Below are 18,147 nucleotides of genomic sequence, written 5' to 3' on the forward strand. Positions count from 1 at the left end.
CGGGTTGCTCAAGTCTGCCCGGAAGCAGGAGAAACAGGAGAAAGACGTCGAGGGGCGCATGCCCCTTGCCGAGCACCTGCGTGAACTGCGAAACCGCCTGCTGAAGTCGGTCCTGGCGATCCTGGTCATCACGATCATCGCCGCGTTCTACTACAAGGACCTCATCGAGTTCATGATGCAGCCGATCCTCGACTCGGTGGGCTGCGTCGGTGGCACGCTGACACAGAAGAACGGCCAGCCGTGCGCGGACATGACCGTCAACGGTCTGATCTCGCCCTTCTCGATCGCCCTGAAGGTCTCCCTCGTCTCGGGTGTCGTGCTGTCCACACCGGTCTGGCTGTACCAGCTCTGGGGCTTCCTCGCGCCCGGACTGCACAGCCACGAGAAGAAGTACGCGCTGTCGTTCGTGGGGATCGGCGTCCCGCTCTTCCTCAGCGGCGCCGTCCTCGCGTACAAGATCCTTCCGCAGACCGCCACGATCCTGCTCGACTTCACCCCGGACAACGCGCGGAACCTGCTGCCGCTCGACGAGTATCTCGATCTCGTGGTCCGCATGGTGATCGTGTTCGGGCTGGCCTTCGAGCTGCCGCTGCTGCTGGTCCTGCTGAACTTCACCGGAGTGCTGTCGGCGAAGCGGCTCGCCTCCTGGTGGCGGCTGATGGTGCTGGGGATCACGCTCTTCTCCGCGGTCGCGACCCCGACCGGTGACCCGCTCACCATGCTGACACTGGCCGCCCCCATCGTGTTCCTGTACTTCCTTGCGCTGGGTGTCTGCTTCCTCAACGACCGGCGGCGCAGGCGCAACAACCCGGACGCGGATCTGGACGACGACGAGGCCTCCGACCTCGATCTGACCCCCGAGTCCGTCGGTGCGACCGAGCCGGTCACACCGCCGTCCGCACTGCCCGAGCAGGGCGGGCGAACGGACCGGCTGAACGGGTACGACGACATCACCTGACCTCCCCGTACGGCGGCCCACCGGCCGCCGTACGGGTGGTTTCCAAGGACGATTAAAGATCGGCTGACTGTTCAGACGCGGCGGGTAGGCTCGACAGCAAGATGACAGAGGACCTCTCTCCAGCCGAGCGGTACGCCGCTGCCCGGATCCGTGCAGCCGAGCAGGCCACCGCGCTCGCACCCTTTCGCGAGTTGTACGACTTCGGCCTCGACCCGTTCCAGATCGAGGCCTGTCAGGCCCTTGAGGCCGGGAAGGGCGTACTTGTCGCCGCGCCCACGGGTTCGGGCAAGACGATCGTCGGCGAGTTCGCCGTGCACCTGGCCCTGGCCGAGGGGCGTAAGTGCTTCTACACCACGCCCATCAAGGCGCTCTCCAACCAGAAGTACGCCGATCTCGTCAAGCGCTACGGCGCGGGCAAGGTCGGCCTGCTGACCGGTGACAACAGCGTCAATGCCGAGGCCCCGGTGATCGTCATGACCACCGAGGTGCTGCGGAACATGCTGTACGCGGGCTCCCAGTCACTGGTCGGTCTCGGTTACGTGGTCATGGACGAGGTGCACTACCTCTCCGACCGGTTCCGGGGCGCGGTCTGGGAAGAGGTGATCATCCACCTCCCCGAGTCGGTGACGCTCGTCTCGCTCTCGGCGACGGTCTCGAACGCCGAGGAGTTCGGTGACTGGCTGGACACCGTCCGCGGTGACACCGAGGTGATCGTCTCCGAGCACCGGCCCGTGCCGCTCTGGCAGCATGTGCTGGCAGGCCGCCGGATGTACGACCTCTTCGAGGAGGAGTCCGACCACGGCGGCCGGGGCCCGGGCAAGCGGGAGGTCAACCCCGATCTCGTCCGGCTGGCCCGGATGGAGAACCAGCGGACGTACAACCCGCGCGACCGCAGACGCGGCAAGATGGTCCGCGAGGCCGACCGGGAGCGGGAGCGCCGGCAGCGGAGCCGGATCTGGACGCCCTCCAGGCCCGAGGTCATCGAGCGCCTCGACGCGGAAGGGCTGCTGCCCGCGATCACCTTCATCTTCAGCCGGGCCGGCTGCGAGGCCGCCGTACAGCAGTGCCTGTACGCGGGGCTGCGGCTCAACAACGACGAGGCGCGGCGGCGGGTGCGCGAGATCGTCGAGGAGCGCACGGCCTCGATCCCCGGCGAGGATCTCCATGTCCTCGGCTACTACGAGTGGCTGGAGGGCCTGGAGCGGGGCATCGCCGCGCACCACGCGGGGATGCTGCCGACCTTCAAGGAGGTCGTCGAGGAGCTGTTCGTCCGCGGACTGGTCAAGGCGGTCTTCGCCACCGAGACCCTGGCGCTCGGCATCAACATGCCCGCCAGGTCCGTGGTGCTGGAGAAGCTCGTCAAATGGAACGGCGAGCAGCACGCCGACATCACCCCCGGCGAGTACACCCAGCTCACCGGCCGGGCCGGGCGCCGGGGCATCGACGTCGAGGGCCACGCGGTGGTGCTCTGGCAGCGCGGGATGGACCCGGGCGGGCTGGCGGGGCTGGCCGGGACCCGGACGTACCCCCTGCGCTCCAGCTTCCGGCCCTCGTACAACATGGCCGTCAACCTCGTGCACCAGTTCGGGCGGCACCGCTCGCGTGAGCTGCTGGAGACCTCCTTCGCCCAGTTCCAGGCCGACAAGTCGGTCGTCGGGATCTCCCGCCAGGTGCGGAAGAACGAGGAGGGGCTCGACGGCTACCGCGCCGGGATGACCTGTCACCTCGGGGACTTCGAGGAGTACGCGCGGCTGCGCCGCGACCTCAAGGAGCGCGAGAACGATCTCGCCAAGCAGGGCGCCGCACAGCGCCGGGCCGCCGCGGCCACGGCGCTGGAGAAGCTCAAGGCGGGCGATGTCATCCACGTACCGACCGGGAAGTTCGCCGGTCTGGCGCTGGTCCTCGACCCGGGGCTGCCGGCCGGCCGGGCCAACGGGCACCGGGGCTTCGAGCACCAGGACGGGCCGCGGCCACTGGTGCTGACCGTGGAGCGGCAGGTCAAGCGGCTGGCCACGATGGACTTCCCCGTGCCGGTCGAGCCGCTGGAGCGGATGCGGATCCCCAAGTCCTTCAACGCGCGCTCGCCGCAGTCGCGCCGCGATCTGGCGTCCGCGCTGCGCTCCAAGGCCGGTCATATCGTGCCCGAGCGGCATCGCAAGCAGCGCGCGGCGGCGGCCGACGACCGCGAGATCGCCCGGCTGCGCTCGGAGCTGCGGGCCCATCCCTGCCATGGCTGCGACGAGCGCGAGGACCATGCCCGCTGGGCCGAGCGCTACCACCGGCTCCAGCGGGACACCCGCCAGTTGGAGCGCAGGATCGAGGGCCGGACGAACACCATCGCCCGTACCTTCGACCGGATCGTGGCGCTCCTCACCGAGCTGGACTATCTGCGCGGTGACGAGGTCACCGTGCACGGCAAGCGGCTCGCCAGGCTCTACGGCGAGCTGGACCTGCTCGCCAGTGAGTGTCTGCGGGACAGGGTCTGGGAGGACCTCGGCCCGGCCGAGCTGGCGGCCTGTGTCTCGGCGCTCGTGTACGAGGCCCGGCAGTCCGATGACGCGGTGGCGCCCAAGCTGCCTTCGGGCAAGGCCAAGGCCGCGCTCGGCGAGATGATCCATATCTGGGGCAGGCTCGACGCCCTGGAGGAGGAGCTGAGGATCAACCAGGCGGAGGGCGTCGGCCAGCGCGAGCCGGACCTCGGCTTCGCCTGGGCGGTCTATATGTGGGCCTCGGGCCGGGGGCTCGACGAGGTGCTGCGCGAGGCGGAGATGCCGGCCGGTGACTTCGTACGGTGGTGCAAGCAGGTCATCGATGTGCTCGGGCAGATCGCGGCGGCGGCCCCCCGGGACAACAGCACGGTCGCGAAGAACGCGCGCAAGGCGGTCGACGCGGTGCTGCGCGGAGTGGTGGCGTACAGCTCGGTGGGCTGAGGCGGGAGGCAGTCACGTCCGCGCGGCGCCCGGGTCCGCACCTTCGGTACGGGCCGGGGCGCCGCGCACGGTGGTGTCAGGCCGACACGGCGTCAGGCGGACAGGGTGGAGACGGCGGCGAGGAAGTAGAGGCAGCCGGCCGTCGCGACTGTCAGCCCGGCTACCACCGGGGTCCAGGCCGCCAGTCTGGTCGCGGCGGTTCCGCCGCGCAGTCGCTTCTCCAGGAAGGCGAAGCCGCGGATGCTCATGACGCCGACGCAGGTCAGGGTGACCGCCATGCCGATTCCGAAGACGACGACGAGCACCACGGCGCCCGCCGCGCGGCCGGTCAGCAGGCCGCTGACCAGGACGAGGAAGGCGGACGGCGAGGGCAGCAGACCGCCGGAGAGCGCGAGGGCCGTCAGACCGCGGCGGGACCAGGGATCGGTCAACTCGTGGGTGTGCGTGTGGGTGTGGGCGGGGTGATGGTGGTGGTGTCCCGGGTGTGCCGGGTGCCCCTGCTCGTGGTCGTGCCCCTGCGCGTGGCTGTGGCCGTGCTCGCCGCTGTGCCCATGCGCGTGGCCGTGCTCGTGCCCATGCGTGTGGCTGTGCCCATGGCCGCCGTGTCCCCTCAGGTGCCGGTACACCAGGCTCGCTCCCACGGCGACCACGATGACTCCGGCCGCCGCCTGCATCCACGCGGTCGCCGTCTCCGTACCGAACGCCGCCGTCCCGCTGACGCCCACCCACACCAGCGCCAGCACCAGCACGGAGAAGGTGTGCATCGCCGCGACGATCACACCGAGGCGTACCGCGTCCCGGACGCGCCCTCGCGTACCCGCCAGATACGCGGCCGTGATCGCCTTGCCATGGCCGGGTGCGACGGCGTGCGCCGCGCCCACGCCCAGGGCGACGACAAGAGCTATCCAGAAGACAGCGCGGCCGTCGAAGAGAGCCACCAGGCGGCTGTCGAGTCCGCCGAGGTCCGTCATGGCCGGCTCCCGGCCACGGGGGCGGTCGCCGTACGGCGGCGGGACCGGCGTACGAACAGGACGGCCGCGACGGCCAGTACGGCGACCGCGGTACCGGCGGCCACCGCGGCCACCGAGCCCGGCACGCCCCCGCCGGACGCGTTGAACCGCAGATGGTGGGTGCGGTCGGCGGCGGTGAACAGCGTCTGCCGCGGGGTCGCGGCGCCGTCCGTCGTGAGCACGGTGCGGTATGCCTCGTTCAGATCGGTGAGCACACTGACCGTGACATCCGCCTCCACCAGAGGGGCCGGGCAGTCGAAGGTCAGGCGGGCACCCTCGTCGAGCAGCCGCTCCAGCGCGGCCACTTCGCCCTTGCACGCGCCGCCGTCCTGAGCGACGGTGATGTGCCGCAGCAGATAGGTGTGCACGGCGGGGGAGCGCTGGAGCTTCTGCTCGCCGGTCAGCTCCGTCGAGACGGCGCCGCTCTCCGGGTCCTCGAAGGCGCCGAGGGACTGGCCGAGAGCCACCCAGTCGTCCGCGGTGGCCCGCCAGGCGATGGACACACGGGAGCCGTCCGCGCTGATCCGGGCCGTGGACGGCGGTCCGAAGGGATGGGCGACCGCGGCGGGCGCCGGAGCGGCCAGAGTGCCGATGCAGGCCAGCACGGCACCGGCCGGCAGTGCGCGTACGGCTCGGAGGCGGGCAGCCCGAAGGCGTACGGTCCGGAAGCGGGCAGCGGAGGAACGTACGGCCTGGTAGCGGGCAGCCAGGGAACGTACGGCCCGCAAGAGGGCGGCCCGGAAGCCGACAGCGCCGGAACGTACGGCCCGGTGGCGGGCGGGGCTCTGAAAGGTGGTCAAGGGATCGGTTCTCCTGTGCGGTCCCGGACGGCCGGAGGCCTTGGCGGCAGGGGCCCGGACGGCAGGCGGGCCTGGACGGCCGGGGCGGGATGCGCCCCGGCCGGGCCGGGGCGAGGTTCGGCGCACGCGGGCGCGGCCGGGTTGCCCTCGCCCCGGCGTGGAATCACTTCGTCACGTGGACGACCGGGCTGGTGATCTTCCGGTTCTCGCTCTCCACGTACACGACGTAGTCGTCCTTCGTCGACGTGAAGCGGCGCAGCGGGAAGGACTCGTTCAGCCTGCCCAGCTCGTCGGCCTTCATCTCGCCGACCAGCTCCTGCTTCACCGGCTTGCCCTCGGTGACCCGGCGCATGTAGACCGACGCCGTCTCGTACGCGTCGAAGCCGTAGGCCGAGATGTCCAGGGAGCCGTCCCTGGGCACCGTGGTCTTGTCGACGCCGACCTGCTCGCCCACGGAGTTCTCCGGGGTGGGCAGGTCGTTGACGGTCTTCTCACCCTTGCTGTTCTTGAGGATGGTGAAGCCGTCGAAGTGCTGGCCGTTGGCGTAGCGGGCCTCGAACCGGAGCTGGTCGTTCTGGACGTCGACGAGCTGGTAGAGCTGGGTGTTCTCGCTGTTGACGACCGGCTCGGCGCCATTGCCGGTCCAGTTGGCGCCGTCGTTCAGCGCGTACATCTTGCCGCCGGAGACCGAGACCACATAGGTGACACCGTTGTGCGTGGTGACGCTCTTGCGGTTCGCGGTCTTGTTGCCGCGGCCGTAGCTGTGGTCGTGGCCCTGGAGCACCAGGTCGACGCCGTACTTCTCGAACAGCGGGCCCCACTGGTCGCGTACGGCCGGGTTGTTGCGGGTGCCAGTCGTGGAGTAGACAGGGTGGTGGAAGGTCACCGTGGTCCACTTGTTGGGGTTGTTCTTGAGCAGGTCCTCCAGCCAGGCGGTCTGAGAGGCCATCAGCGCGGCGTTGCTCTGTACGTTGGAGTCCAGGGCGATGAAGCGCACACCCTGGTAGTCCACGCTGTACGCGGTCTGCTTGAGTGCCGCGTCACCCGGGCCGTTGTCCGGGTACGGGAACTGCGGGCGCCAGAAGCTCGACAGACCGTTGCTGTACTCGTGGTTGCCCGGCACCGAGATGTTGTTGATCTGGGAGTCGATGAAGCCGCCGGCCTGGTACCACTGGCCCCACTGCTCTTCGCTGTTGGCCGAGTCGATGAGGTCACCGGCGTTGACGATGACCTTCGCCTCGGGCCGGTCCGAGAACGCCTGGCGGAAGACGCGCGGGACGGCGGAGTCGATGTAGTTCTGCGCGTCGCCGTAGTAGATGAAGGAGAACGGCTTCAGGTCCGCGGCGGCGGTGGTGAAGTCCGTCCACGCGCTCCAGTTGGTGCCGTCGCCGACCCGGTAGGTGTAGCGGGTGGCCGGCTTGAGGCCGGACAGCAGGGCGGTGTGGTACGTGGAGGCGTACCCCAGCGAGGTGTTGACCGAGGTGGTGGACTCGGCGTGGACGGTGGTGAGGGCGCCCGCCGCCGGGGCGACCTGCCCCAGGGCGCGCGGCGCCTCCAGGAACTGGGCCTGTGCGTGCGGAGCGTCCGCGTTGGCGCGCCAGGTCACCTTCTGGCTGGTGGCCGGAGTGGTGGTGGGCGTGAGCATGATGCGGTCCGGCATGGCGGACGGCTTGTGGATCTCCGCCGCGGGGACCTTGACGGGGGCGGGGACATCATCGCCGAAGGCGACGGGGCCGGCGATGACACCGGCGACGACCAGCGCGGCGACACCGGTCGTGGTGATCTTCACGCGCCGAGAGGCATGGGCCCAGGGTCTTCTTCTGACGTCGTTCACGAGGAGGTGTACCCCTTAAGGAAGTGAATGCACGTTCCACGGCGGCTGCCTGGATTGCCGGGAATTTAAGCTGGATTGACTTAACTTTTACTGCTTGCGGGATGTACGCCATACGAATCCGGGCCGCCCGGAGGGCGGCCCGGGGACAGTCCGCGGCATTCGTTCCGGCTCGACTCCGGCCGTGCTCCCGGCCGTTGGGCGTGCGGAATCCGGTGTTCACCGGGGGATGTCTGGATGCAGGGGCCGAGGGCCGCCCGCTCCTCGGGGCGCCGTTCTTCCGGCCGTCCGCCCTCTTCCCCTCAGGTGTCCGCCATGCCAGTCGCCCGCACCGCCGCCGCCCGGCACCCGGCCCGTCGTCTGCTGGCCGCCGTTCCCAGCCTGCTCGCGCTGGGGACGCTGCTGGTCGAGCCGTCACCGGCTCCGGTGCACAAGGGCGACACCTTCATCACCGCGGAGACCTCGGGCATCCTCAATATCGAGGGGGCGGAGTGCTTCACCGACCCCACGTACTCCGTGACCGCGGACGACAAGGTCGTGCTCTACCGCGCGTGCCGCGAGGGCGCGGCCAACCAGTCGTACGGCTTCCTCTCGGCCGATGAAGGACCGTACGACCGCGCGGTACTGGCGGACTTCGCGTGGCGGGGGTGCGGGCGCGGCTTCCGGCGCTACTGGACGAGCCGCGAGAAGTCGGGGCTCGACTTCTATCCGGTCCTGCCGACCGAGGAGACCTGGGCGGACGGCGACCGGGACGTCATGTGCGTGGTGTACGACCCGGAGGGCGAGCTGAAGCAGTCACAGCTTCCGATGGCCTGACGGCGCGTCATGGGCGTGCGCCGGGCCGCCCGGGGCGCTGGCTCGGGGGCGTGTGCCCTGGGCGTACGCGCGGCGTGTGTGCCGTGGGCGTACGCGAAAGGCCGCCCGGCGGGCGGCCTTCAGCGCCGAATGTACGCACGGTACGGGTGGGCGTACGGGTACGGGGCTACGCGCCCTCCTGCTCCCGCTCGACCTGTTCGTTCCACTCGCGCTTGACGGCGCGCCAGGCCTCGTCGGTCTGGCCGAGCCGCCAGTACCCCGAGACCGACAGCCGCTCGCGCGGAATGTTCCGCTCCACCCGCAGAAGGCGGCGCAGGTCCTTCACGAAGCCCGCCTCGCCGTGCACGAACGCCTGTACATCACCGGCCGGGAAGTCCAGCCCGCGTACGGCGGCGACCAGCGCCTCACCGACCGGACGGTCACCGCGGTGCAGCCAGGTGATCCCGGTGCCGTCCGGCGCCGTGATCTTCTGCTCCTCCTCGGGGCCCGCGATCTCGACGAAGGCGTGCACCGTCGCTCCGGCCGGCACCCGCTCCAGGGACGCGGCGATCGCGGGCAGCGCGCTCTCGTCCCCGGCCAGCAGATGCCAGTCCGCCGCCGGATCCGGTACGTAGGAACCGCCCGGGCCGAAGAACCGTACGGTCTCGCCCGCCCGCGCCCGCGCCGCCCAGGGGCCCGCCAGCCCCTCGTCGCCGTGCACCACGAAGTCCACGGTCATCTCCCGGGCGTCCGGATCCCAGGCGCGCACCGTGTACGTACGGGTCGTGGGCCACTGGTCGCGCGGGTGCTCGGCGCGGATCCGCTCTATGTCGAACGGCTCGGGATACGTCACACCCTCGGCGGCGAACAGCAGCTTGATGTAGTGGTCGGTGAACTCGCCGGCCTCGAAGGTGCCCAGCCCCTCGCCGCCGAGAACGACCCGCACCATGTGCGGGGTGAGCCACTCGGTGCGCACGACCTGTGCTTCACGGGCCTTCGGTGCCTTGCGGGCCGGCTGTTCTGCCACGGTGTCTCCCCAGACTCTCGCGCACGGGCTTAGGCTTACCTAAGCTAACACTTCGCCCGGGAACGGCAATGCTGAGCGCGTCCGAAGGCGGTCGCCGGCCTCGGCGGCCACCGGCACGCGCACGGTCGGGCGCGGCGGCCGTCAGCCCTCAAGCGTCACCAGGAGCCGGCGCAGCGCTCCGCCCAGCCCCCAGCGCGTGGCGAGGGCGTCGACCATGGCCGGATCGCGCGGGGCCGACGGCAGCGCCGGATCGAACTCCGGCAGCGGTACGTCCCCCGCGACCCGCACCACTTTGGGCGCCACCGCCACATAGTCCCGGGCCTCGTCGAGCCGCTTGCGCTGCGACGGTGTGAGCTTCGAGCGCGGATCGTCGACCGCCGCCATGATCCCGGCCAGATCACCGAAGCTGTCGAGCAGTTTGGCCGCGGTCTTCTCGCCGATCCCCGGCACACCGGGCAGACCGTCGCTGGGGTCGCCGCGCAGCAGAGCCAGATCCACATATCCGGATCCGTCGACGCCGTACTTCTCCCGCAGCAACGCCTCGTCGGTGAGCTGGAGCGTGCCGACCCCCTTGAGGGGATAGAGCACCCGGACACCGCGGGCGTCGTCGACGAGCTGGTACAGATCGCGGTCGCCGGTGACGATGTCCACCGGGCCCGTGGCCCGGCCGGCGAGGGTGCCGATCACATCGTCCGCCTCGTACCCCGCCACCCCGACCCGCGCGATGCCGAGCGCGTCGAGCACCGCCTCGATGACCGGGACCTGGGGGGCGAGCGTGTCCGGGGTCTCCTCCTCGTCAGGGCCCTCCGCGTGCTCCTCGGCCACCCGGTGGGCCTTGTACGACGGGATCAGATCCACCCGCCACTGGGGCCGCCAGTCGGCGTCCATGCAGGCCACCAGCTCGTCGGGGCGGTGGTCCTGGACCAGGCGCGCGATGAAGTCCAGCAGTCCGCGCACCGCGTTGACCGGGGTGCCGTCCGGGGCGCGTACGGAGTCGGGGACCCCGAAATAGGCGCGGAAGTAGAGGGAGGCGGTGTCGAGGAGCATCAGGCGTGGCGTCACATCCCCGATGATGCCCCAGCCCACTGACAGCCGCCCTCGCCGGACAGCCCGGACAAGTAACCCGTTGTACCCCGTTGTGACCCGGGCCACTAAATCGTTTGCCGTATGGAAGCGGGGGCAGGCGCGCACCCGGAGCGAGTCCGGTTGGACCGTCCATTGGTCCAGCTCCATATCCGGGCGAAGCGGGCCGAACCCGCCCGTTCCATGGCCTGCCCGCGGGGGTGGCAGGCCGTATCCGTTCAACGCGAGAGGTGTATGTGTCCAGGCTCCAAGCCGAACACCTGTACAAGATCTTTGGCAGACGACCCGCCGAAGCCGTGACCGGGCTCAAGAACGGTACGGACCGTGACGCCCTGCGCGCCGCCGGCACCACCGCGGCGGTGATCGACGCCTCCTTCTCGGTCGAGCCCGGACAGATCTTCGTCGTCATGGGCCTGTCCGGATCCGGCAAGTCCACCCTGCTGCGCATGCTCAACGGGCTGCTCGAACCCACCGCCGGCCGCGTCCTCTTCGACGGCCAGGACCTCACCGCCCTGAGCCCGCGCGAACTGCGCCAGGTCCGGTCCACCAGGATCAGCATGGTGTTCCAGCACTTCGCCCTGTTCCCGCACCGCAGCGTCCTGGAGAACGCCGCGTACGGACTGGAGGTCCAGGGGGTCCCGCGCGCGGAGCGCGAGCAGCGCGCCGCGGAGGCGCTGGAGCTGACCGGCCTGGGCGGCTGGGAGACGTCCTGGCCGGACGAGCTGTCCGGCGGGATGCAGCAGCGCGTCGGCCTTGCCCGCGCGCTCGCCACCGACGCCGATCTGCTGCTGATGGACGAGTCCTTCAGCGCGCTGGACCCGCTGATCCGCCGGGACATGCAGGACCAGCTTCTCGAACTCCAGACGCGGCTCAAGAAGACCATCGTGTTCATCACCCACGACCTCAACGAGGCCATGCGCCTCGGCGACCGCATCGCGGTGATGCGCGACGGCGAGATCGTGCAGCAGGGCAGCGCCGAGGACATCCTCGTCACCCCCGCCGACGACTATGTCGCCTCCTTCACCCAGGACGTCGACCGCTCCCGGGTGCTCACCGCCGCCGCGATCATGGCCGAACCGGAGACCGCCTACGGCACCCGTACCGACGACGGCAGGGAACTCCGTACCGCCGAGGACGTGATGTCCGCCGCGCCCGCCAGCGTGGTCGGCTCGACCCCGGTCGGCGAGCTGTTCACCCCCTGCTCGACCAGCGGCGTCGCGGTCGCGGTCACCGACGGCGAGGGGAAGCTCGTCGGAGTCGTTCCGCGTGCGAGGCTGCTGGCCGCGCTGGGCGAGCCGTTGACCCCGCCGGCCGCCGCACGTACCACCGTCGGTCAGCCCCCTGCCAGTACCACCACAGGCGAGGCGGCCGCCAGTGCCTAGGTTCCGTCTCGGCGACGGCGTCGATTCCGCCGTCGACTTCCTCCAGCGCCATCTGTCCTGGCTGTTCGACGCCATCGGCTCGGTCGTCTCCGGCATGTACGACGGCATCGACGCGGTGCTCTCGGCGCCGGAACCGCTGCTCCTCGCGGGCATCCTCGCCGTCCTCGCCTGGTGGCTGCGCAGCCTCGTCGCGGGCGTTCTCGCCTTCGCCGGCTTCGCACTGATCGACTCGGTCGAGTTGTGGGACGACGCGATGGCGACCCTCTCGCTGGTGCTCGTCGCCACCATCGTGACCCTGCTCATCGCCGTCCCGCTGGGTGTCTGGGCCGCCCGTTCCAGAGCGGTCAGTTCGGTCACCCGGCCGGTGCTCGACTTCATGCAGACCATGCCCGCCATGGTCTATCTGATCCCGGGTGTCTTCTTCTTCGGTGTCGGTGTGGTCCCGGGCATCATCGCGACGATCATCTTCGCGCTGCCGCCCGGTGTCCGGATGACCGAGCTGGGCATCCGGCAGGTCGACGGCGAACTGGTCGAGGCCGCCGAGGCGTTCGGCACCAGCCCCCGTGACACCCTGCTGCGCGTCCAGCTTCCGCTGGCACTCCAGACGATCATGGCCGGTATCAACCAGGTCATCATGCTGGGCCTGTCCATGGTGGTCATCGCGGGCATGGTCGGGGGCGGCGGCCTCGGCGGCGCCGTCTACCGCGCCATCGGCAATGTCGACATCGGCCTCGGCTTCGAGGCGGGCGTCTCCGTGGTCATCCTGGCCATGTATCTGGACCGGGTCACCGGCGCGCTCAGCCTCCAGGTCTCCCCGCTCGGCCGCCGCGCCGTCGCCAAGGCGAAGGAACTGACCGGCGGGGTGCGGCTCTGGGACCACCGCCCCCAGCCCGTCGTCGCCCTCGCCGGTGTGGCCGTCCTCGCGCTGGTCGCCGGCGGCATCGGCGTCCTCGGCGGCTCCCCGCAGAGCACCACCGCCCAGGGCGCCGGGAATGTCGGTAAGGGCCAGAAGATCACCATGGGATACATCCCCTGGGACGAGGGCATCGCCTCCACCTTCCTCTGGAAGGAACTGCTGGAGCGGCGCGGTTACGAGGTCGACGCCCGGCAGTACGAGGCCGGCTCGCTCTACACCGGCCAGGCGGGCGGCCAGATCGACATCCAGACCGACTCCTGGCTCCCGGTCACCCACGCCGCCTACTGGGCGAAGTACAGGAACAGCCTGGAGGACATGGGTTCCTGGTACGACCAGACCTCGCTGGAACTCTCCGTACCCGCCTATATGAAGGGCTTTGACTCCCTCGACGACCTCAAGGGCAAGGCCTCCACCTTCAAGGGCCGGATCATCGGCATCGAGCCGAGCGCGGGCGAGATGGGCCTGCTCAAGGACAAGGTCCTCAAGGAGTACGGCCTGGAGGGCGAGTACACCCTCGTCGACGGCTCCACGCCCGGGATGCTGTCCGAGCTCAAGCGCTCGTACGACAAGAAGGAGCCGGTCGTCGTGGTGCTCTGGTCGCCGCACTGGGCGTACAGCACCTATGACCTCACCAAGCTCAAGGACCCCAGGAAGGCCTTCGGCGCGGAGAGTGACGGAGTCCACACGCTGGCCCGCGAGGGCTTCTCCGCCGACCAGCCGCAGGTCGCCTCCTGGCTGAAGGACTTCAGCATGAGCGAGGAGCAGCTCACCGGCCTGGAGGCGACGATCCAGTCGGCGGGCAAGGGCAAGGAGCAGGAGGCAGTCCGGACCTGGCTCAAGGACCATCCCGGCCTCGCGGAGCGATGGACCCCGGTCGACGGCGGCTCTTCGGGGTGATAGGCAGAGCCTCGTAGGGCCGCGATTACAGCGAAGGGCGGGTCCGCCTGCGGGTGGACCCGCCTCTTCCATGTGCTCGAACAGACATCCGGGCTCTTTGCGAATCACCCGCAAACGCGCATCATTGACCCGGGGGGTCGCCCGCCGCCCCGCCCGTGCGCTCGTACCGGCCGGGGTTCGGCAGCGGGTGCGGCAGGACAGCTCTTGTACTGGCGTCAACTCTGAGAAGATGACGATCCGGTCGGGAGGGAGCCCAGTCATGGACGACAAGGAAGCGCTCAGGGTGGGCGCGGCCGTCCGCAGGCGGCGCAGGTCCCTGGGCCTGACCCTGGCGGCGGTCGCCGCGCGCAGCGGGCTGTCCGTGCCCTTCCTCAGCCAGATCGAGAACGAACGGGCCAGACCGAGCACCCGTTCGCTGGAACGGGTGGCAGACGCCCTGGAAACCACCCCCGCCCGGCTGCACGCCGCCGCCGACTCAGCGCGCACCGTCGATGTCGTACGGGCCTCCGACGGCGGACCGGGGGTCCGCAGGGTGGTACGGGGCGGGCATCAGCTCAACGCCAAGGAATTCACCGGCGAGCAGGACACCGGCCGCGAGTACCAGCACCGCAACGACGAGATCATGTACATCGCGGACGGCGCCGCCGAGGTCGAGGCCGAGGGGCGCGCGTACCGCCTGGAGCGCGGGGACACGCTCTACCTCTCCGGCGGGGTGAGGCACCGCTGGCGCGCCACCGAGCCCGGCACCCGCATCCTGGTCGTCGCCGTCGCCGAGCACATCGACGCGACCGTCGACCCCCGGCGCTGAGGGGACCCGCACCGTGCCGGGCCCGCGTGTCGTCTCGCTCGTCCCCTCGCTCACCGAGGCGGTCGCCGCCAGTGCGCCCGGTCTGATCGTGGGCGCCACCGACTGGTGCGTACGGCCCGTCGGCCTCGACACCGCACGGATCGGCGGTACGAAGAACCCCGACGTGGCCGCTGTCGCCGAGCTCCGCCCCGATCTGGTGATCGCCAACGAGGAGGAGAACCGCGCCCCCGATCTCGCCGCTCTCCGGGCCGCCGGGCTGACCGTGCTGGTCACCGAGGTCAGAACGCTGGAGCAGGCCTTCACCGAGCTGGAACGCGTCCTGGTGGCGGGCTGTGGCCTCGCCGTACCGCGCTGGCTGGACGACGCCCGGCGCGCCTGGGAGACGCCTCAGCCGCCCCCGTACGAGCGGCGCACGGCGGTCGTGCCGGTCTGGCGCAGGCCCTGGATGGTCCTCGGCAGGGACACCTTCGCCGGGGATCTGCTGGCCCGGCTGGGGGTGGCCAATGTGTACGGAACCCACCCCGAGCGCTATCCGCGGATCCCGCTGGACGAACTGCGGGCCGCGGGCGCCGATCTCGTGGTCCTGCCCGACGAGCCGTACCGCTTCACCGCCGACGACGGCCCGGAAGCCTTCCCGGGACTGCCCGCCGCCCTGGTCGACGGGCGGTACCTCACGTGGTACGGGCCGTCGCTGGTGCGGGCGCCGGAGATGCTGCGGGCAGCGCTCCGGCGAGCAGACCGCGCAGGGTGCACCACGCCGCCACCGCCCAGGCCGTGACCAGCAGCGCGTACAGCCCCAGCGCGAGCCACTCCAGCGCCACCAGGCCGGTACGGCCCGCCAGTCCCTCCGCGCCCGTGATGCATGTACCGACCGGGAAGGTGAAGGCCCACCAGGCCATCGTGAACCGCATCCCGCGCCGCCAGGCCTGTACCACCAGGGCCGTCGCCAGCGCCAGCCACAGCAGCGCGAACCCCATCACCGGTACGCCGTACAGCACCGCGAAACCGCCCAGCGCCCGCGCGTACGGAGCGCTCACCGCGCCGTGCGCCACATCGGCGAGCCGGCCCGCCGCCGTGGTCGACTGCCCCAGCGGGCCGAGCACCAGGAAGAGCGACGGGGTCAGCGCCAGCGGCAGCGGGCCGTGGTGCACCAGCCGGCCGAAGATCAGCGGCAGCAGGGTCAGTGACGCGAGCAGACTCAGCCCGAAGAGCCCGTAGCAGCCGAACAGCAGCGCCGCGCGGCCCTGACCGGCGGGCAGATACGGCAGCAGCGAAGGCCCGGACGCCGCCGAGACCATGGGCGGCACCACCGGAAGCAACCAGACGGGTGATATCTCCGCCGGCCCCGGCCGGTGGCGTACGACCAGCAGATACAGCATGGCCACGGCGACCAGGAGCCCGAGGAGCGTGCCCGCGCCGAACAGCACCGCGTCCACGAGGACCGCCGCCCGCTGGCCGAGCACCTCATGGCCCACCGCCAGCGTGGCGGACCCGACCGCCAGCAGTGCCATCGCCACACAGCCGTAGAACGGAGCCATGGCCGGGTCGTGCAGATGGGCGCGTGCCTGATCGGAGTGGTACCGCCAGTGGCCCGCCCTGGCGGTCAGCAGGACGGCGAGCGCCACCGCCGACAGCGCCCACACCACGATCGAACCGGCCCGCAGCCCCGGCAGGTCGAAGGGGATCCCGGCGCCCGCGGTCGCGACGATCGCGGTGCCCATCACCATGGCGTACCAGTTGGGCCCGAGATGCCGGAGCCGGGGCAGCCGCTTTCCGGGGGGATTTCCGGGCGGCGGCGTTCCGGGATCCCGTGCGCGGTCCGGTGCGTGATCCTGCGCGTGATCCGGTGCGGGACGCGCCGCCGCGGGCTGTGTACGGGGGCGCGCGAGAGTGGCCATGGATCCACCGTCGCGCCGGGGCACCGCCCCCACCAGGCCCCTTGTCCCTATGGGGTCATAACCTGGACTTATGGCCGATGCCCCGTTCGTCGCGCGCCCCGCCACTCCACTGGCCCACCGGGTGCCCGACCTCGGTGCGCTGGAACTGCTGCTCGCCGTCGCCCGGCTGGGCAGCCTCGGCCGGGCCGCCCGGGAACTGGGCATCACCCAGCCTGCCGCCAGCAGCCGGATCCGGGCGATGGAGCGGCTGCTGGGGGTGGCCCTGGTGGATCGCTCACCGCGCGGCTCCCGGCTCACCGACGCCGGAAGCCTGGTCACCGACTGGGCCCGGCGGGTGGTGGAGGCCGCCGAGGCCTTTGACGCCGGAGCGCAGGCGCTGCGCGGCCGCAGGGACTCACGGCTGCGTGTCGCCGCCAGCATGACCATCGCCGAGTATCTGCTGCCCGGCTGGCTGATAGCGCTGCACAGGGCCCGGCCGGACACCGCGGTCTCCCTCCAGGCGGGCAACTCCGCGGCGGTCGCCGGGCGGGTGCTGGCCCATCAGGCGGATCTCGGCTTCGTGGAGGGCAGCGAGGCGCCCGAGGGCCTCGACTCGGCTGTCATCGGCCATGACCGGCTGCTGGTGATCGCCGCCCCCGGCCATCCCTGGGCCCGCCGCCGGGGACCGCTCGACGCACGCGAACTGGCCGCGACCCCGCTGATCCTGCGGGAACCGGGCTCCGGCACGCGTCAGGTGCTGGACGCCGGGCTCGCCCCGTACGGCGGAGTCGCCGAGCCCCTCCTCGAACTCGCCTCCACCACCGCCCTGAAGGCCGCCGCGGTGAGCGGAGCGGGGCCCTGCGTCCTGAGCGAACTCGCCGTCGGCGAGGAACTGGCGGCCCGCCGGCTGGTCAGGGTGGCGGTGGAGGGCGTACGGCTCCGTCGCGATCTGCGCGCGGTCTGGCCGGCCGGCACCCGGCCCGCGGGCCCCGCGCGCGACCTGCTCTCCCTGATCCACGGCGCCCTGGACTGAGAACGGGGTTCTCCGGCCGGGGGCTCAGACGCCCGCGGCCCGCGAGGAGGCGGCTTCGACCAGCGCGCCCACCACCCGGGTGTCCTCGGCCATCTCGGGATGCCACTGCACCCCCAGCACCCAGTGCGCGCCCGGCAGTTCGACGGCCTCGACCGTGCCGTCCACCGCGAACGCCGATACGGTGAGCCCCTCCCCGAGCCGGTCCACCGTCTGGTGATGGTGTGTCGGTACGGCGAACTCCTCGGCCACCAGGGCGCCGTAGCGGGTGCCGGGCACCGGCTTCACCGGATGCTCGCCGAAGGTCCCCCCGACCTGCGAGGTGTGGCCGTCGACATGCTGGAGGAGCGTTCCGCCCAGCGCCACATTGAGCAACTGCATGCCCCGGCAGATCCCCAGCAGCGGGGTGCCGGACGCCAACGCGGCGTCGATCAGGGCCAGTTCCCAGGCATCCCGCTCCCGGGCGGGCGGTCCGGTGCGGGGATGCGGCTCGGCTCCGTACCGTACGGGTTCCACATCCGGGCCGCCCGCGATCACCAGCCCGTCCAGCCGGGCCACCACCGGGGCCGCGGCGGCCGGGTCGTCCGGCGGCAGCATCGCGGCGAGCCCGCCGGCGCGCTGGACGATCCGGGGATAGCCGGCGGGCAGCAGAGCCGCGGGCAGCTCCCAGACGCCCCACGCGGCGGACTCCTCCAGATAGGTGCTGATCCCGATGAGCGGCTTCATGCGTCGTGGTCCTTCGTGCGCGGAGACGGGGCGTGTGGAGATGGCGTGCGTGGGGATGGGGGCGGGGCGTGCGTGGG

The 18,147-nt window shown here is 71.1% G+C and carries 15 protein-coding genes; 8 read left to right on the forward strand and 7 right to left on the reverse strand.

Features of this window, described 5'->3' with window-relative positions:
• The first annotated feature begins 4 nt into the window (after positions 1-4).
• The gene (tatC, locus tag WH07_RS11230) at positions 5-958 is read left to right on the forward strand and encodes a twin-arginine translocase subunit TatC (protein ID WP_046498828.1); all 954 of its coding nucleotides are present in this window, start codon (positions 5-7) and stop codon (positions 956-958) included.
• 101 nt (positions 959-1,059) lie between these two features.
• Positions 1,060-3,888: a DEAD/DEAH box helicase gene (locus WH07_RS11235; RefSeq protein WP_046498830.1), complete on the forward strand. Its 2,829-nt coding sequence runs from the start codon at positions 1,060-1,062 to the stop codon at positions 3,886-3,888.
• A gap of 92 nt (positions 3,889-3,980) precedes the next feature.
• Here the strand turns inward: WH07_RS11235 and WH07_RS11240 are convergent, their stop codons facing one another.
• The 3 genes from WH07_RS11240 to WH07_RS11250 form a co-directional block, all read right to left on the reverse strand.
• On the reverse strand, positions 3,981-4,859 hold the full coding sequence (locus WH07_RS11240; RefSeq protein WP_046498833.1) for a HoxN/HupN/NixA family nickel/cobalt transporter: 879 nt from the start codon (positions 4,857-4,859) through the stop codon (positions 3,981-3,983).
• Positions 4,856-5,698, reverse strand: a complete 843-nt coding sequence (locus WH07_RS11245) for a hypothetical protein (protein ID WP_046498835.1) — start codon at positions 5,696-5,698, stop codon at positions 4,856-4,858. Before WH07_RS11245 ends, WH07_RS11240 begins: the two co-directional genes overlap by 4 nt.
• 163 nt (positions 5,699-5,861) lie before the next feature.
• Positions 5,862-7,487, reverse strand: coding sequence for a purple acid phosphatase family protein (locus tag WH07_RS11250; protein ID WP_232788822.1), 1,626 nt, complete (start codon positions 7,485-7,487; stop codon positions 5,862-5,864).
• A gap of 357 nt (positions 7,488-7,844) precedes the next feature.
• On the opposite strand from WH07_RS11250, the gene WH07_RS11255 reads away from it, so the two are divergent.
• Positions 7,845-8,345 (forward strand): hypothetical protein, encoded by a 501-nt coding sequence (locus tag WH07_RS11255; RefSeq protein ID WP_046498838.1) that lies wholly within the window; start codon positions 7,845-7,847, stop codon positions 8,343-8,345.
• Positions 8,346-8,511: 166 nt separating this feature from the next.
• Here the strand turns inward: WH07_RS11255 and WH07_RS11260 are convergent, their stop codons facing one another.
• A complete protein-coding gene (locus WH07_RS11260; RefSeq protein ID WP_046498840.1) occupies positions 8,512-9,351 on the reverse strand; it encodes a siderophore-interacting protein in 840 nt (279 codons plus the stop codon).
• 141 nt (positions 9,352-9,492) lie between these two features.
• Positions 9,493-10,398: a 5'-3' exonuclease gene (locus WH07_RS11265; RefSeq protein ID WP_046498861.1), complete on the reverse strand. Its 906-nt coding sequence runs from the start codon at positions 10,396-10,398 to the stop codon at positions 9,493-9,495.
• Positions 10,399-10,670: 272 nt separating this feature from the next.
• Between WH07_RS11265 and WH07_RS11270 the strand changes: the two genes are divergently transcribed.
• The 4 genes from WH07_RS11270 (at position 10,671) to WH07_RS11285 (ending at position 15,215) form a co-directional block, all read left to right on the forward strand.
• A complete protein-coding gene (locus tag WH07_RS11270; RefSeq protein WP_079023138.1) occupies positions 10,671-11,816 on the forward strand; it encodes a quaternary amine ABC transporter ATP-binding protein in 1,146 nt (381 codons plus the stop codon).
• On the forward strand, positions 11,809-13,629 hold the full coding sequence (locus WH07_RS11275) for an ABC transporter permease/substrate binding protein (protein WP_046498842.1): 1,821 nt from the start codon (positions 11,809-11,811) through the stop codon (positions 13,627-13,629). Before WH07_RS11270 ends, WH07_RS11275 begins: the two co-directional genes overlap by 8 nt.
• A gap of 259 nt (positions 13,630-13,888) precedes the next feature.
• Positions 13,889-14,437 (forward strand): helix-turn-helix domain-containing protein, encoded by a 549-nt coding sequence (locus WH07_RS11280; protein ID WP_046498845.1) that lies wholly within the window; start codon positions 13,889-13,891, stop codon positions 14,435-14,437.
• 13 nt (positions 14,438-14,450) lie between these two features.
• Positions 14,451-15,215, forward strand: coding sequence for a helical backbone metal receptor (locus WH07_RS11285; RefSeq protein WP_046498849.1), 765 nt, complete (start codon positions 14,451-14,453; stop codon positions 15,213-15,215).
• Here WH07_RS11285 and WH07_RS11290 read toward each other — a convergent pair.
• On the reverse strand, positions 15,109-16,335 hold the full coding sequence (locus WH07_RS11290) for a TDT family transporter (protein ID WP_079023136.1): 1,227 nt from the start codon (positions 16,333-16,335) through the stop codon (positions 15,109-15,111). The genes WH07_RS11285 and WH07_RS11290 overlap by 107 nt on opposite strands.
• Positions 16,336-16,405: 70 nt before the next feature.
• Between WH07_RS11290 and WH07_RS11295 the strand changes: the two genes are divergently transcribed.
• The gene (locus WH07_RS11295; protein WP_198533783.1) at positions 16,406-17,347 is read left to right on the forward strand and encodes a LysR family transcriptional regulator; all 942 of its coding nucleotides are present in this window, start codon (positions 16,406-16,408) and stop codon (positions 17,345-17,347) included.
• 24 nt (positions 17,348-17,371) lie between these two features.
• Here the strand turns inward: WH07_RS11295 and WH07_RS11300 are convergent, their stop codons facing one another.
• Positions 17,372-18,070: a gamma-glutamyl-gamma-aminobutyrate hydrolase family protein gene (locus WH07_RS11300; protein WP_046498851.1), complete on the reverse strand. Its 699-nt coding sequence runs from the start codon at positions 18,068-18,070 to the stop codon at positions 17,372-17,374.
• Between the last annotated feature and the right edge of the window lie 77 nt (positions 18,071-18,147).

It is taken from the genome of Streptomyces odonnellii (assembly GCF_000981895.1).
In the GTDB taxonomy this organism is placed as follows: domain Bacteria; phylum Actinomycetota; class Actinomycetes; order Streptomycetales; family Streptomycetaceae; genus Streptomyces; species Streptomyces odonnellii.

Bases quoted from the DNA above. Each gene is read 5' to 3' on its own strand.
- WH07_RS11235 (WP_046498830.1), top strand. From the start codon at position 1,060: ATGACAGAGGACCTCTCTCCAGCCGAGCGGTACGCCGCTGCCCGGATC.
- WH07_RS11295 (WP_198533783.1), top strand. From the start codon at position 16,406: ATGGCCGATGCCCCGTTCGTCGCGCGCCCCGCCACTCCACTGGCCCAC.
- WH07_RS11290 (WP_079023136.1), bottom strand. From the start codon at position 16,335: ATGGCCACTCTCGCGCGCCCCCGTACACAGCCCGCGGCGGCGCGTCCC.
- WH07_RS11300 (WP_046498851.1), bottom strand. From the start codon at position 18,070: ATGAAGCCGCTCATCGGGATCAGCACCTATCTGGAGGAGTCCGCCGCG.
- WH07_RS11265 (WP_046498861.1), bottom strand. From the start codon at position 10,398: ATGCTCCTCGACACCGCCTCCCTCTACTTCCGCGCCTATTTCGGGGTC.
- WH07_RS11255 (WP_046498838.1), top strand. From the start codon at position 7,845: ATGCCAGTCGCCCGCACCGCCGCCGCCCGGCACCCGGCCCGTCGTCTG.
- WH07_RS11240 (WP_046498833.1), bottom strand. From the start codon at position 4,859: ATGACGGACCTCGGCGGACTCGACAGCCGCCTGGTGGCTCTCTTCGAC.
- WH07_RS11280 (WP_046498845.1), top strand. From the start codon at position 13,889: ATGGACGACAAGGAAGCGCTCAGGGTGGGCGCGGCCGTCCGCAGGCGG.